This window comes from Pseudomonas sp. JL23 (assembly GCF_056933585.1).
Window position 1 is genome coordinate 4,866,719 of the sequence record NZ_CM167795.1, and the last position, 15,230, is coordinate 4,881,948.

The window sequence follows — 15,230 nt, forward strand, 5'->3', positions numbered from 1 at the left end:
AAAACAGACTTTCTTGACCCGAAAGTCAGATTTTAATTGATCCTATAATCAGAGCTGATAGATTCATCGACACGTTCGATTACAAAAGATAGAGGCGCTGCGCCGTGATCCAGTTTCTTCTCAACCAGACCCTGCAGACCGAGCATGTACTGGACCCGAATATGACGGTGCTCAATTACCTGCGCGGGCATGTGCACAAGACCGGCACCAAGGAAGGCTGCTCCAGCGGCGACTGCGGCGCTTGCACCGTAGTGGTTGGCGAGCTGGAAACCGACGGCGACGGCCAGGACCGCCTGCGCTATCGCAGCCTCAACTCCTGCCTGACCTTTGTCGCCTCGCTGCACGGCAAACAGCTGATCAGTGTCGAGGACCTCAAGCACCAGGGCTGTCTGCACAGCGTGCAGCAGGCCATGGTCGACTGCCACGGCTCGCAATGCGGTTTCTGTACGCCAGGCTTCGTCATGTCGTTGTTTGCCCTGCAAAAGAACAGCAGCGGCGCCGACAGCCATCAGGCCCACGAAGCCCTGGCGGGCAATCTGTGTCGCTGCACCGGCTACCGGCCGATTCTCGCCGCCGCCGAACAGGCGTGCAGCCAGCGTCAGCCCGACCCCTTCGATCAGCGAGAGCAGGAAACCATCGCCCGCCTGCGCGCCATCGCCCCGCAACCGCATCTTGAGCTGAGCGACGGCAACAAGCGTTGCCTGATGCCTTACACCGTGGCTGACCTTGCCAATCTTTACGAACAGAACCCCGACGCCCGGTTGCTGGCCGGTGGCACCGACCTGGCACTGGAAGTGACCCAGTTGCATCGCCAACTGCCGGTGATGATTTATGTCGGCAATGTCGCCGAACTCAAGGGCATCCGGCACTTGGACGATCGCCTGGAAATCGGCGCCGCCACACCCTTGAGCGATTGCCACGCCGCACTGGCTGCGCAATACCCGGACTTCGGCGAGCTGTTGCAGCGTTTCGCCTCGCTGCAGATCCGCAACCAGGGCACCCTGGGCGGCAATATCGGCAATGCCTCGCCCATTGGCGATACCCCGCCGCTGCTGATTGCCCTTGGCGCGCAACTGATCCTGCGCAAGGGCGACAACCGCCGCACCCTGGCGCTTGAGGATTACTTCATCGATTACCGGGTCACGGCCCGTCAGCCCGGCGAGTTCATCGAGACCATCGTTGTACCCAAGGCCAACGCCAGACAGTTGTTCCGCGCCTATAAAGTGTCAAAACGCCTGGATGACGATATCTCTGCCGTCTGCGCAGCCCTGCGTCTGGAAATCGACAATGGCAGGGTCGTCGATGCCCGGGTGGCCTTCGGCGGCATGGCGGCCATTGCCAAGCGTGCGACTGCCTGTGAACAGGCGCTGATCGGCGCAACCTGGAATTCTGACACCCTGGAGCAGGCCTGCGCTGCCCTCGGTGATGATTTCACGCCGCTGTCGGACTTTCGCGCCAGCAAGGAATACCGCCTGCTCACCGCGCGCAACCTGCTGCGCAAGGCTTTTATCGAACTGCAAACGCCGAATATCCAGACGCGGGTGACTGCTTATGTCTAATCACGCGCCGCAAAAAACCCAGGCCGAACTGGCCGACCTGTTTCGTCAGGACCTGACCACCGGCGTCGGTCGCAGCGTCAAGCACGACAGCGCCGACAAGCATGTGTCAGGCGAGGCGCTGTATATCGACGACCGCCTGGAGTTTCCCAACCAGTTGCACGTCTATGCGCGCCTGTCCGACCGTGCCCATGCGCGCATCCTCAGTATTGATACGACACCGTGCCTGGCCTTCGACGGCGTGCGTATCGTCATCACCCACGAGGATATTCCCGGTCTCAAGGACATCGGCCCGCTGCTGCCCGGTGATCCGCTGCTGGCCATCGATATCGTCGAGTTCGTCGGCCAACCGGTCCTGGCCGTCGCCGCCAGCAGCCTGGAAATCGCCCGGCAGGCAGCCATGGCGGCAGTAATCGAATACGAAGACCTGGTGCCCGTGCTCGATGTGGTCGAAGCCCTGCGCAAGAAGCACTTTGTCCTCGACAGCCATACCCATCAGCGCGGCGACTCGACCACGGCCCTGGCCTCGGCGCCCCATCGCCTGCAAGGCAGCCTGCATATCGGCGGTCAGGAGCACTTCTATCTGGAGACCCAGGTGTCGTCGGTCATGCCCAGCGAAGACGGCGGCATGATCGTCTACTGCTCGACCCAGAATCCGACGGAAGTCCAGAAGCTGGTGGCTGAAGTCCTCGACGTGCCCATGAGCCGCATCGTCGTTGATATGCGCCGCATGGGTGGCGGCTTTGGCGGCAAGGAAACTCAGGCCGCCAGCCCGGCCTGCCTGTGCGCGGTGATCGCTCATCTGACCGGCCAGCCGACCAAGATGCGCCTGCCCCGGGTCGAAGACATGCTGATGACCGGCAAGCGGCATCCCTTCTATATCGAATACGACGTCGGCTTCGATGACACCGGTCGTCTGCACGGTATCCAGCTGGATCTGGCCGGTAACTGCGGCTACTCGCCGGACCTGTCAGCGTCCATTGTCGACCGCGCCATGTTCCATGCCGACAACGCCTATTACCTGGGCGACGCCACCGTCAACGGCCATCGCTGCAAGACCCATACGGCATCCAATACCGCTTATCGCGGCTTTGGCGGCCCGCAAGGCATGGTGGCCATCGAAGAGGTGATGGACAGCATCGCCCGCTATCTGGGCGTAGACCCGTTGGCTGTTCGCAAGCGCAATTACTACGGCCAGGACGAGCGCAACGTCACCCACTATTACCAGACCGTCGAGCACAATCTGCTCGAGGAAATCACTGCCGAGCTGGAAGCCAGCTGCAACTACACCGAGCGCCGTGAAGCGATCCGTGCCTTCAACGCCGCCAGCCCGATCCTGAAGAAAGGCCTGGCCCTGACCCCGGTGAAATTCGGCATTTCCTTTACCGCCAGCTTTCTCAACCAGGCTGGCGCGCTGATCCATATCTACACCGACGGCAGTATCCACCTGAACCACGGCGGCACAGAAATGGGCCAGGGCCTCAATACCAAGGTCGCCCAAGTAGTGGCCGAAGTCTTCCAGGTCGATATCGGGCGCGTCCAGATCACCGCGACCAACACCGATAAGGTGCCCAATACCTCGCCCACGGCCGCCTCCAGCGGCACCGACCTGAACGGCAAGGCGGCGCAGAATGCCGCCGAAATCCTCAAGCAGCGCCTGGTGGAATTTGCCGCGCGGCACTATCAAGTGACGGAGTCCGAAGTCGAGTTTCGCAACGGCCATGTGCGCGTTGGCGAACAACTGCTGAGCTTCGCCACACTGGCGCAACAGGCGTGGATGGGCCAGGTATCGCTGTCGAGCACCGGTTATTACAAGACGCCGAAGATCTTCTACGACCGCACTCAGGCTCGTGGCCGGCCCTTCTATTACTTCGCCTTTGGCGCGGCCTGTGCCGAGGTCATCGTCGATACCCTGACCGGCGAATACAAAATGCTGCGCACCGACATCCTCCACGACGTCGGCGCTTCACTGAACCCGGCCATCGATATCGGTCAGGTCGAAGGAGGTTACATTCAGGGCGCCGGCTGGCTGACCTGTGAAGAGCTGGTGTGGAACGACAAGGGCAAGCTGATGACCTCGGGGCCGGCCAGCTACAAAATCCCCGCCGTTGCTGATCTGCCTTTGGATCTGCGGGTCAAGCTGGTGGAAAAACGCCAGAACCCGGAAGACACTGTGTTCCACTCCAAGGCCGTGGGCGAGCCGCCATTCATGCTCGGCATCGCTGCCTGGTGCGCAATCAAGGACGCCGTGGCCAGCCTCGGCGACTACCGCCAGCAACCACACATCGATGCCCCGGCTACGCCGGAGCGAGTGTTGTGGGGTTGCGAACAGATGCGCGAATTCAACCTCAAGGCAGAGAAGGATTGTGGGACCGGCTTTAGCCGGGAAGAGGCCAGTGCTGTCGACACCTCTCTAGCATCTGCACCGACGCTTTCCCGGCTAAAGCCGGTCCCACAGAATCCGCTCCCACAGGAAATCGACGGGAGACTGCCATGACCAACTGGATCAGCGCCCTGGCCGATCTGCAAACCCGGGACGAGCCTTGCGTGCTCGTGACCATCATCGAAGAGCGCGGCTCGACCCCGCGTAATGCCGGTTCGAAGATGGTGGTCAGCGCCGCAAAGATTTACGACACCATCGGCGGCGGCCATCTGGAATACAAGGCCATGGAAATCGCCCGGGACATGCTCGCCAGCGGCAGCCAGGGCACACGCCTGGAGCGCTTCAGCCTCGGTGCCAGCCTCGGCCAGTGCTGTGGCGGAGTGAATGTCCTGCTGTTCGAACCCATGGGCCAGCCTCAGGCGCAGATCGCCGTATTCGGTGCCGGGCATGTCGGTCGGGCGCTGGTGCCATTACTGGCCAGCCTGCCGTGCCGAGTGCGCTGGATTGACTCCCGGGAAAACGAGTTCCCCGACACCCTGCCCGCCGGGGTGCTGAAAATCTTCAACGAAGAGCCGCTGGACGAAATCGCCGAACTGCCCGCAGGCAGTTACTGCATCGTCATGACTCACAACCATCAGTTGGATCTGGAATTGACCGCAGCCATCCTCAAGCGCGCTGAATTCGGCTATTTCGGCCTGATCGGCTCGAAGACCAAGCGGGTCAAGTTCGAGCATCGCCTGCGTGATCGCGGCTTTGAGCCGGCCCTGCTGCAACGCATGCGCTGCCCCATGGGCCTGGCCGAAGTCAAAGGCAAGTTGCCTATCGAGATTGCCGTGTCCATCGCCGCCGAAGTCATTGCCACCTATAACGCCAGCTTTGGCCAATCCAGCGCCGGACAAGAGCCGGTCGCCCAACTATTGCCGGTCTCGCGCCGCAGCCAGGGACCTCGATGAGCTCTATGCCAAACCCGAACAAAACCGCCTATCGCGCCGCCCTCCTGCACAGCATCGCCGACCCCGCCGAAGTGGGCATCGAAGATTCCTACGAGTACTTTGCCGATGGCCTGCTGCTGGTTGAGAACGGTCAGATAGTCGCCATCGGCCATGCCGCCGATCTGCTGGGCAGCCTGGAAGTGGACGTCGAGCTGATCGAGTATCCCGATGCCCTGATCACCCCAGGCTTTATCGACACCCATATCCACCTGCCTCAGACCGGCATGATCGGCGCCTATGGCGAGCAGTTGCTGGACTGGCTCAACACCTACACCTTCCCCTGCGAAAAACAGTTCGCCGACCCGGCCCATGCCGCCGAAGTCGCGGATATCTTCGTCAAGGAACTGCTGCGCAACGGCACCACCACGGCACTGGTATTCGGCAGTGTGCACAAGGAATCGGTGGAGGCGTTCTTTCAGGTGGCGCAGAAGCTCAACCTGAGAATGATCGCGGGCAAGGTGATGATGGATCGCAACGCCCCGGACGACCTGGTCGACACCGCCGAATCGAGCTATGCCGACAGCAAGGCGTTAATCGAGCGCTGGCACGGTCAGGGCCGTCTGCACTACGCGGTCACGCCACGCTTCGCGCCGACCAGCACACCCGAACAACTGGCCCTGGCCGGGCAGCTGCTGAGGGAATATCCCGACCTGTACATGCAGACCCATATCAGCGAGAACCTGCAGGAAGTCGAGTGGGTCAAGGCGTTGTTTCCCGAGCGCAGCGGTTATCTGGATGTGTATGACCACTACAAACTGCTGGGCGAACGCTCGGTGTTCGCCCACGGCGTGCACCTGTGCGACGCCGAATGCGCGCGCCTGGGCGAGACCGGCTCGGCCATCGCCTTCTGCCCCACTTCGAACCTGTTCCTCGGCAGCGGCCTGTTCAACCTGCCCATGGCCGAGCGGCACAAGGTCAATGTCGGCGTGGGTACTGATGTTGGCGGCGGCACCAGTTTCTCGATTCTGCAGACCCTGAATGAAGCCTATAAGGTCATGCAACTACAGGGCGCCAAGCTCAACCCGTTCAAGTCGCTGTACTTGGCCACCCTCGGTGGCGCCCGTGCCCTGCGCCTGGACGAGCGCATCGGCAGCCTGAGGGCGGGCAACGAAGCGGACTTCGTGGTACTGGACTATCACGCCACGCCCCTGTTGTCCTACCGCCTGAAACAGACCAAAGACATTGCCGAGATTCTGTTTGTGTTGATGACGCTGGGGGACGACCGGACCGTGAGCCGGACGTATGCGGCGGGGAGTTTGGTGCACAGCAGAAATTGAAATTACACACAATCCCGTAGGAGCCGGGCTTGCCCGCGAAGAGGCCAGTACACCCAGCACATCTTCTGCGTCTGAAATATTGCTTTCGCGGGCAAGCCTCGCTCCTACGGATTTAAGCGAGACCTCAGGCCGAACGCGGCTTTTTCTTGCCCAGCATCAAATGCGAGAACACCGCATGCAGATCATCCGAGGCGCTGTCGTCGTCGAGGTTGAGTTGGCTGTCGATATGATCCATGTGATGCATCATCAGCTGCACAGCACGGGCAGCATCCCGGGATTCGATGGCGTCGATCAGCTCAGCGTGCTCATCCCAGGAGCAGTGGGTACGGTTGCTGGTCTCGTACTGGGCAATGATCAGGGATGTCTGCGACACCAGGCTGCGCTGGAAGCTGATCAGTGGCGCGTTTTTCGCCGCAACCGCCAGCTGCAGGTGGAACTCCCCTGACAGACGAATGCCGGCGCCACGGTCGCCACGGGAAAAACTGTCGCGCTCGTCATTGACCATCTGCCGCAGCTGCGCCAGTTGCTCGGCGGTGGCGTGCTGCACCGCCAATTCAGTGATGGCCTTCTCCACCATGCGCCGGGCAAAAAACACCTGACGCGCCTCCTCGACACTGGGGCTGGCAACCACCGCGCCGCGATTGGGCCGCAACAGCACCACGCCTTCGTGGCCCAGACGCGACAACGCGCGGCGGATGATGGTACGGCTGACACCGAAGATCTCGCCCAGCGCCTCCTCACTCAACTTGGTGCCGGGTGCCAGGCGCTGCTCAAGGATCGCCTCGAAAACATAGGTGTAGACCATATCGTCCTGAGTACCGCTGCGCACGGTCTTGGCCGGGCGCGGCTGTTTTTTAAGGGGGGTCAATGGTTCGTTCATGAGCGCTCGTTGAGGTGGAATCAGGCAATTGCAGCCAGAAGAGTGGCAACTTTGTATCGATGCATTGTACACACGCCATGGCGGCAGAACATCGCGGCAGCGCTTATCCGCCACCGCGATGCAAGGTTCAGGGTGAGTTCAACTGTTCAGGTCATTGGCCAGACGCATGACGAACACCTGCGTTCCCCCCAATTCCACAGCGTTGATATTGATACCGCCAATCAGCAACACCAGCCTGCCGTTGGCGTGAGCCTCACGCAACGCCACTACAACAGGGTCCGCAGCATCACCCAGGGCGGGCGAAGCCAGCCATAGCGCGAGAAACTGATCGTAGGCGATCACCCGGCCCGGTGTTGACTCAATGATCGAATGCCGCCCCTGGCGCAGATTCAGTAGAAACACTTCCTCCAGCCCTGGGCGGCGAAATACCATGAAATTGCGTTGTCGCCACTGAAACTCATGGCCAAGCACCTCATAACCATTGAGGCTAAGCGCCCGAGCCATCAGCGCCCTGAGGGTTCTCGAGGCCTGGGCGCTGCCATCGACAGTCAAATCGTAGAGATGGGCGGCGATCATCGGATCGCGTGCGGAAAAATCCAGGCGATAAAAGGGCTGATGCGCACTTTCGTTGCCGACCCGCCAAAAATGCGAGCCATCGGCATTACTCAAGTGTCTGGCACCACTGAGCATCAGCAGCGGGTCATTGAGCTGCGCCAAGGGTGCCGGGCCGCCTTGCTGCCAGGCCTTGAGCGTGGCGTTCATGGTCAGCAAGCGGTCTGCCGTCAAATGCGGCGATTCGGTCTGAGCGAGGTCAAACAGCTTTTGCGCCAGGACCCTTTGCGTTGCGCCGGTAAAACCTGGGCGGCTGGCCTCGATCAGGTTCTCCAGTGGCTGGCTGAATAGCACGCCCTGTATCCGCCATTGCCCCGCCCCCTGATCAAACCGGGCAACCCAAGGCTGATTGTTGAGATTGTGGCGAAGCACGTCACTCAGATCCGCAAAGCTGACGCAGGGCACCTGTCTGTTTCGAATCAGAGCGTCGATCCCGGGTTCGCCGATATTCCTTGGCAATATTTCGTAATAATCCTTGCCGATGCGGATGGCATCCAGATCCGGCCTGCGGTTGTAACGAAAGATCGGCGGGATAAAGCTGATCTGATCCATGACGCTGATCTCCGTCGTGGCCAGCGCCCAGTCCTGCCAGTTTTCAGGCCCTGCCGTCGGCCGCGACGGCCCTGCAATGGGCAGCTCAGGACGACGCTGAGTTTCGCCCTGCCCGGACTCAGGGTGCCTGCGCTTGGTTCCGGTCGCCGTCGATGTTGATGCGCCCGGTTGACTCGTTATCGGACGCCGGTAGCGCTCGGCCCAGGACGGCGTGGTCCGGTGCGCCTGATAGAACCAGGCCACATCCAGCTCCATACGCAGTTGCAGCGCTTCGGGAAAGGCAAATTGATCGAGCAGCCGGCGGGCGTCCTGCCGCGAGAGCCCGCACTGGCTGATGAGAATCTCGGCGATCCATGAGCGCCCGCCGCCCTTAAGGCCGACATCGGTGTGATAGACCCAGTGCCCGCCCACCAGACGCACCGGTGGTTCGTAACCCTGAGCGGCAGTCTTCTTCAAGCGCAGGATCTGTTCGTTGGAACGTCGATAGACCTCGTAGACCTTGTCCTGGCGATAGATGAACCACTTGCCATCCTTGCGCCAGACACCGGCATCACGCCCGCTGAGGGGTACGGCTCCGGCTCGGGCCAGCACGGTTTCATAGCCGGCGAACGGCTTGATCACATAGCGTTTGCGCGACACTGAAGGCACTGACTCCAATAATCGGGCCGCCTGCCGGACACGGGTCGCCTTGCGCGCCGTGCGGGACAATGCCGCCACACCAGCGGCTCCCGGCACCACCGAGAGCAGCACGTCCGCCACACAGAGCAGCGCGCTGCCCGCCATCCATACGCCGTCCTCGACTCTGCCGCTCTGCAAGGCGTCGGCCGCAGCCTGGGTATCATCCCAGCCATCCTTGACGCTGAGCAGCACACCCAGACCCGGAATGAACGCCAGGCCGGCCTTGAGGAACATCAGGTAGACCTCGTTGCGCTGGCGCTCGCGCACCATGCCGAGTTCGCGATTGCTGCGGCCGTAAAGGCGCGTCTGCTGATAGTGCAGCCACTCACGGGCGTTGCATTGCTGCTGGCACGGCAACAGATCCAGTGAAGGAACGAAGCCGATGAACCCGGCAAAATTGCGCTGCAGGGCTTGGTTGATGTACTGCTCATGACGTTGCCGATCGACCGTGTCGTCCACCCGAGAGGCCAGCCAGACGACCCGCGAGCTGAACCGCTTGAGACTCTGCATGAGGCGCTCACGAGCTTGTTCGAGGCTATTGGTTTCGATCAGGCAGTCGCCATCCGGCACTTGGGGCAGGTACATCAGCACTTTGCTGCTCGCCGGATGGCGGATCACGCACAGCCCTTGCAGGGTCGTATCGCTGCGCTCGCCACTGAGCGCCTGCCCCGGTTTGAAGATCACCCAATCGGTAAAGATTCCAGCGCGGTTAAGCTCACTGACCGAACGCGCCCGCGCCGCCTGCCGCAACAGGTCGTAACCTGCGTCCGTCAGCAGGTGACGATGGCGGGCGGCGAAGCCGTTGAGGACAAGCTCCAGCTCGAAGGGCTTGAGTTTCATTTCGGCGTTGGCAATCGTTCCGTTGGAGCGCGTCCCGAAAACCTGTTGCAGCAATCGGCGATATTTTTGCGTCACATCCAGAGCGGGAATGATGCCATGCAGATAGGCCCCGTCGATGGCTGACAACCCCGATAATTGCGGCGCTGGCGGGTAGCTGATTCTGGCGAAAGACCACAGCGCCCGGGTTGCCACATCGTCCGGGTCCAGGTTGTAGCAGGCCAGTTGCGCCAGGTTCTGCTTTACCCAGGCCCCGGACGCTTGCCAGAAGCTGAACGGTCGCGGAGTCTCGGGCGCAATATCGATAGCGTGACGTACCTCTTGCGGCAATTCGATCATCAGCTGTGCGGCATCCACGTCCAGCTTGAGGTCCTGCCTGATCCGCTCGGCCAGGCATTGCGCAGCAAAGTCCTCGTAACCAGGCAGCACCTCTTGAAGATGGGTTTCCAGCAGAACGGCGGCACTGCGATACTCCTTGAGCATGTCGACGTACTCGACACGGCTATCGACCGGGGCATTGAGCAGCCACTGCGGAAGTTTCGCCGCCAGTTCGGCGGTGCGTTGCTGCTCGGCGATGCGCTCAACGACCTGTTCACGTACTTCATTGACCGGCACTGACAGATTGTCGGCCGTCTCCCGATACAGCCGGATCAGGGTTTCGTCCCGAGTGTCACTGTCAGAGAAAAAACACTCTCCGGCCTGGGCGGCCTGAAAGGACGCTTCAAGTTGCCTGATTTGCGCCTGTACGCCGTGGCCGACCGGGCGCCCGCTGATAACGCGGGTGAGCAACTGCATCTCACCGCTCATTGCCCGCATTCTTTTGCGCGCCGACACGTGACGCCACAGCGGCGTTTCCAGGCCGCTGCACAGGGTCAGGCGCAGGCGATCCTTGAGCGCTTGCAACGACGCGAACTTATGCAGGCCACCGCCACTGCCGGGAACGTACAACAACGCGGGCTCTTCAAGGCCAGGCGTGCTGGCGGCTTGGGCCGAAGTGACAATCAGAACCCCGCTCAACTCGATGGGCACGTCGTCATCGGCAATGCACAGATCCAGATAGACCGTGTCGGCACTCGGCTCGACGTTCGCAACCATCTCCAGAGCCTGCTTGAGTCGCTGCAAGTCGGCGTCATCCAGTCGTCCTTCACTGAGCTGCAGCTGCGCTTCGGCCAGCAGCCCCTGCTGACGCAGCCTGATCAGCGAAGCCTGGTGCTTGAGCAGGAAGTCGCTTTCCAGCGGCGCGACACGGTCATGAAAAACCTGGGTGATGGCTTGCGCGGCTTCGACGGCAGCCTTGAGTTTGCCATTCCAGAGTTGATAGCTCGCCAGCCGCGTAGCGTGTTCGATCTCCTGCCCGACCCAGGCAAGAATGCGCCGCTCAAGGTCGGTAATGTTCTGTCGCAGCAGGCTTTCGGGAAACGCCGGGGACAGGCTGCCCAAGGTCAGCAGATCGTCGAGGGTGTCGTGTGAGTCTTCCATCAGGTGAAGCTCCATTGATTCAGATCGCTGGAGCTTCCCTAAAGCAGGGCGGGAAATGGCGCTAACTATGTACAACAGTGCTTTTTTAGCGCCCATAAAAAAGCCTGCAGTGTGGGCAGGCAAGCGTCAGCCGTCAGGCCCGGCGCGACGGCTCAGCTGCCGCGATAGGTCGAATAACTGTAGGGCGAGACTAACAGCGGCACATGGTAGTGCTCCTGACCGGCGTCAATCCCGAAGCGCAGCACCACGACGTCAAGGAACGCAGGTTCGAGCAGGTCGACAGCACATGCGCGGTAGTAATCACCGACATGAAAATGCAGTTGATAGACCCCGGAGCAGTACGCCTCACCTTGCAGCAAGGGCGTGTCGCAGCGGCCATCGCTATTGGTCAGGGTGCTGGCAAGCAGCTCAAGCTGCGAGCCTGCGACCCGGTACAGTTCGACAGCAATATTGCTGCCCGGACGACCGTAGGCCGAGTCCAGTACGTGTGTAGTCAATCGTCCCATGGCGTATCGACGCTCCTGTGGCGGTGGAGGATAGTGAAGTCACGCACCTTGAAGGTGCAGGAAAAACCAAAACGATGCACGATTAAGACATTTCGGTGAAAAACTGTACACAATAAATCCCGTAACGCTGGCTGCGTAAAAGTCTGAGCCACCGAGATCACCCTGTTCAAGGGCACACCGAGGAAAGTATTGGAGTTTTTACCGTTAACCTGACCAATCAGGCAAGTTTATTGCATTACCTTAAGCCATGGCGTTTTCGTCAATGGGCTTACGATTCGAAACAAAGATTGTATACAATCAACACCTTGCCCGCCGCCACCTGCCTTGAAGGAAAATTGTAGTGAGCACCGACTACCCACGCGACCTGATCGGTTACGGCAGTAACCCGCCCCATCCGCACTGGCCCGGCAATGCCCGCATTGCGTTGTCGTTCGTGCTCAATTACGAAGAAGGCGGCGAGCGTAATATCCTCCATGGCGACAAGGAATCCGAAGCCTTTCTGTCCGAGATGGTCGCCGCGCAGCCGTTGCAGGGCGCGCGCAACATGAGCATGGAATCGCTCTACGAATACGGCAGCCGCGCCGGCGTCTGGCGCATCCTCAAGCTGTTCAGGGAATTCGACATTCCCCTGACCATCTTCGCCGTGGCCATGGCCGCCCAGCGTCACCCGGACGTGATCCGCGCCATGGTTGCCCAGGGCCACGAGATCTGCAGCCACGGTTATCGCTGGATCGACTATCAGTGCATGGACGAGGCCCAGGAGCGCGCCCATATGCTCGAGGCCATCCGCATCCTCACCGAGATCAGCGGCGAGCGGCCACTGGGTTGGTATACCGGCCGCACCGGGCCCAATACCCGGCGCCTGGTGATGGAAGAAGGCGGCTTTCTCTACGATTGCGACACCTACGACGACGACCTACCCTACTGGGAGCCGAACAACCCCACCGGCAAGCCCCATCTGGTAATCCCTTACACCCTCGACACCAATGACATGCGTTTCACCCAGGTGCAGGGTTTCAATAACGGCGAACAGTTTTTCCAGTACCTCAAGGACGCCTTCGACGTGCTCTACGAAGAAGGCAGCGAAGCGCCGAAGATGCTTTCCATCGGCCTGCATTGCCGCCTGATCGGCCGCCCGGCGCGTCTGGCGGCCCTCAAGCGCTTCATCGAATACGCCAAGAGCCATGAGCACGTATGGTTCGCCCGCCGCGTCGATATCGCCCGGCACTGGCACAGTGAACATCCGTACCAGGCGACCGAGGCAGGGCAATGAGCGGCCTGCCCTCGCCATCGAATCGCGAGGAGTTTGTCCGCGCCCTGGCCGATATCTACGAGCATTCGCCCTGGGTAGCGGCAACCACCTGGGACCGCTACCACGACACTCCGCTGGACACTGTAGAAGCACTGCACGAACGCATGAGCGAGGTGCTGCTCAGCGCTGATCACGCGGCGCAACTGGCCCTGATCAACGCCCACCCGGACCTGGCCGGCAAGGCTGCCGTGCAAGGCCAATTGACTGCCGCCAGCACCGGCGAGCAGGCCGGCGCCGGCATCCACCAGTGCACCCCGGAAGAATTCCAGCGCTTCACCGAACTCAACGCGGCCTACAAGGCAAAATTCGGCTTTCCCTTCATCATGGCGGTCAAGGGCAGCAATCGGCATCAGATCCTCGCCGCCTTTGAAACGCGCGTTCATCATAAAGCCGCCACCGAATTCGCCTGCGCCCTGGCTGAAATCAACAAGATCGCGCTATTTCGCCTGCAAGCCCTGTAGGCTCAGCCGATAGCGTCCCCGTCATCACAAGGCAGACCCAAGAATGAAAGTTTACGCCGCACCGTTCGAAAAGTTCGTCAACCTGGCCGATGCTCGCCTCGGCACCAAAATCCTTTCCGTCACCGACGATTGGTTCGCCGACGCCAACCGCCTGTTCCAGCCTACTCCGGCGGTGTGGAAAGAAGGCGTGTTCGATGACAACGGCAAATGGATGGACGGCTGGGAATCGCGGCGCAAGCGTTTTGAAGGCTTCGACACTGCCGTGATCCGCCTGGGCGTACCCGGCACGATCAAGGGCGTGGACATCGACACTTCGTATTTCACCGGTAACTTCCCGCCTTCGGCTTCCCTTGAAGCCTGCTTCCTGGCCTCGGGCGAACCGGACGAAAACACCCAGTGGGTTGAAGTGCTGCCTGCCGTCGAACTGCAAGGCAACAGCCATCACTACCATGCTATCGACGACAGCCAGGCGTACAGCCACCTGCGTTTCAATATCTACCCTGACGGCGGCGTGGCACGCTTGCGCGTATATGGCGTGCCGTACCGCGACTGGTCGCAGGTCAGCGCCGATGAGCAGATCGACCTGGTCAGCGCCCTCAACGGTGGCCGCTCCCTGGCCTGCTCTGACGAGCACTACGGCAGCATGAGCAACATCCTCAACCCAGGCCGCGGGGTGAACATGGGCGACGGCTGGGAAACCGCACGCCGCCGCACGCCAGGCAATGACTGGGTAATCATCGCCCTGGGCCATGCCGGCGAAGTGGAAAAAGTCATAGTCGACACCCTGCACTTCAAGGGCAACTACCCGGACAGCTGCTCGATCCAGGCGGCGTTCGTCAAAGGCGGTACCGACAGCCAGATCGAAACCCAGAGCCTGTTCTGGCGCGAACTGCTGCCCAGCCAGAAACTGAGCATGCACGCCGAGCATGAGTTCGCACAGCAGATCAAGGCCCTGGGCCCGATCACCCATATCCGCCTGAACGTGTTTCCCGATGGTGGGGTGAGTCGCCTGCGCGTGTTGGGCAAGGTCTCGAAATAAAAGAGCTTTTTCCGTGGGACCGGCTTCAGCCGGGAAGGCAATATGGCAGGCGAGAGAGATGTATCGATCATACCGACGCCTTCCCGGCTAAAGCCGGTCCCACCGTTGTGGTGTATTTACACATTCGATTTCAGAAAACAGAAGACCCCGCATGCGCACATTGATTATCGAGCCATTGACCAAAGAAGCCTTTGCCCCCTTCGGTGATGTCATCGAAACGGACGGCAGCGCCCACTTCATGATCAACAACGGCTCGACCCAGCGCTTCCATCGCTTGGCCGAGGTGCAGACCGCGCAGCCGGACGACAAGGCGATCATCAGTATCTTCCGCGCCGAGGCCCTGGAAATGCCGCTGACCGTACGCATGCTCGAGCGCCATCCCCAGGGCAGCCAGGCTTTTGTGCCGCTGCTCGGCAACCCTTTTCTGGTCGTGGTCGCGCCACTTGGCGATGTACCTGACTCAGAGTTGACCCGCGCCTTCGTCAGCAACGGCAGGCAGGGCGTTAATTACCATCGCGGCGTCTGGCACCACCCGGTGCTGACGATCGAAAAGCGGGATGACTTCCTGGTGGTTGATCGCAGTGGCAGTGGCAATAACTGCGATGAGCATTTCTTCGAAGAGGACCAGATGCTGGTTCTTGATCCCCACTTTTAAAAAGGGCCTGT

At 60.8% G+C, this 15,230-nt stretch carries 11 protein-coding genes; 8 read left to right on the forward strand and 3 right to left on the reverse strand.

What is annotated here, in order from left to right:
* The first annotated feature begins 104 nt into the window (after positions 1 to 104).
* From xdhA to guaD, 4 genes are read left to right on the forward strand one after another with little or no spacing between them, the layout of a single operon-like run.
* Positions 105 to 1,559, forward strand: a complete 1,455-nt coding sequence (gene xdhA / locus AC1Z24_RS22425) for a xanthine dehydrogenase small subunit (protein WP_483742759.1) — start codon at positions 105 to 107, stop codon at positions 1,557 to 1,559.
* Complete coding sequence (gene xdhB / locus AC1Z24_RS22430; protein ID WP_483742760.1) at positions 1,552 to 4,053, forward strand: xanthine dehydrogenase molybdopterin binding subunit; 2,502 nt, start codon at positions 1,552 to 1,554, stop codon at positions 4,051 to 4,053. The genes xdhA and xdhB overlap by 8 nt, the downstream gene beginning before the upstream one ends.
* Entirely contained in the window at positions 4,050 to 4,892 is an 843-nt protein-coding gene (xdhC, locus tag AC1Z24_RS22435) for a xanthine dehydrogenase accessory protein XdhC (RefSeq protein ID WP_483742761.1), read from the forward strand. The genes xdhB and xdhC overlap by 4 nt, the downstream gene beginning before the upstream one ends.
* A gap of 5 nt (positions 4,893 to 4,897) precedes the next feature.
* Positions 4,898 to 6,208 (forward strand): guanine deaminase, encoded by a 1,311-nt coding sequence (guaD, locus tag AC1Z24_RS22440; RefSeq protein ID WP_483746686.1) that lies wholly within the window; start codon positions 4,898 to 4,900, stop codon positions 6,206 to 6,208.
* A gap of 124 nt (positions 6,209 to 6,332) precedes the next feature.
* Here the strand turns inward: guaD and AC1Z24_RS22445 are convergent, their stop codons facing one another.
* The 3 genes from AC1Z24_RS22445 to uraH form a co-directional block, all read right to left on the reverse strand.
* Positions 6,333 to 7,088, reverse strand: a complete 756-nt coding sequence (locus tag AC1Z24_RS22445) for a GntR family transcriptional regulator (RefSeq protein WP_259101962.1) — start codon at positions 7,086 to 7,088, stop codon at positions 6,333 to 6,335.
* Between the two features lie 138 nt (positions 7,089 to 7,226).
* Entirely contained in the window at positions 7,227 to 11,246 is a 4,020-nt protein-coding gene (locus AC1Z24_RS22450) for a dermonecrotic toxin domain-containing protein (protein ID WP_483742762.1), read from the reverse strand.
* Between the two features lie 152 nt (positions 11,247 to 11,398).
* Positions 11,399 to 11,752, reverse strand: a complete 354-nt coding sequence (gene uraH / locus AC1Z24_RS22455; RefSeq protein ID WP_483742763.1) for a hydroxyisourate hydrolase — start codon at positions 11,750 to 11,752, stop codon at positions 11,399 to 11,401.
* 340 nt (positions 11,753 to 12,092) lie between these two features.
* On the opposite strand from uraH, the gene puuE reads away from it, so the two are divergent.
* From puuE to AC1Z24_RS22475, 4 genes are all read left to right on the forward strand, one after another.
* Positions 12,093 to 13,025, forward strand: a complete 933-nt coding sequence (puuE, locus tag AC1Z24_RS22460; protein WP_483742764.1) for an allantoinase PuuE — start codon at positions 12,093 to 12,095, stop codon at positions 13,023 to 13,025.
* Complete coding sequence (gene uraD, locus AC1Z24_RS22465; protein WP_483742765.1) at positions 13,022 to 13,525, forward strand: 2-oxo-4-hydroxy-4-carboxy-5-ureidoimidazoline decarboxylase; 504 nt, start codon at positions 13,022 to 13,024, stop codon at positions 13,523 to 13,525. The genes puuE and uraD overlap by 4 nt, the downstream gene beginning before the upstream one ends.
* A 43-nt stretch (positions 13,526 to 13,568) precedes the next feature.
* A complete protein-coding gene (gene alc / locus AC1Z24_RS22470) occupies positions 13,569 to 14,564 on the forward strand; it encodes an allantoicase (protein ID WP_483742766.1) in 996 nt (331 codons plus the stop codon).
* 151 nt (positions 14,565 to 14,715) lie between these two features.
* A complete protein-coding gene (locus tag AC1Z24_RS22475) occupies positions 14,716 to 15,219 on the forward strand; it encodes an ureidoglycolate lyase (RefSeq protein ID WP_483742767.1) in 504 nt (167 codons plus the stop codon).
* Positions 15,220 to 15,230 lie beyond the last annotated feature (11 nt).

Coding starts and splice junctions, on each gene's coding strand:
- xdhB (WP_483742760.1), top strand. CDS start 1,552: ATGTCTAATCACGCGCCGCAAAAAACCCAGGCCGAACTGGCCGACCTG.
- xdhC (WP_483742761.1), top strand. CDS start 4,050: ATGACCAACTGGATCAGCGCCCTGGCCGATCTGCAAACCCGGGACGAG.
- guaD (WP_483746686.1), top strand. CDS start 4,898: ATGCCAAACCCGAACAAAACCGCCTATCGCGCCGCCCTCCTGCACAGC.
- AC1Z24_RS22445 (WP_259101962.1), bottom strand. CDS start 7,088: ATGAACGAACCATTGACCCCCCTTAAAAAACAGCCGCGCCCGGCCAAG.
- AC1Z24_RS22450 (WP_483742762.1), bottom strand. CDS start 11,246: ATGGAAGACTCACACGACACCCTCGACGATCTGCTGACCTTGGGCAGC.
- uraH (WP_483742763.1), bottom strand. CDS start 11,752: ATGGGACGATTGACTACACACGTACTGGACTCGGCCTACGGTCGTCCG.
- uraD (WP_483742765.1), top strand. CDS start 13,022: ATGAGCGGCCTGCCCTCGCCATCGAATCGCGAGGAGTTTGTCCGCGCC.
- alc (WP_483742766.1), top strand. CDS start 13,569: ATGAAAGTTTACGCCGCACCGTTCGAAAAGTTCGTCAACCTGGCCGAT.
- AC1Z24_RS22475 (WP_483742767.1), top strand. CDS start 14,716: ATGCGCACATTGATTATCGAGCCATTGACCAAAGAAGCCTTTGCCCCC.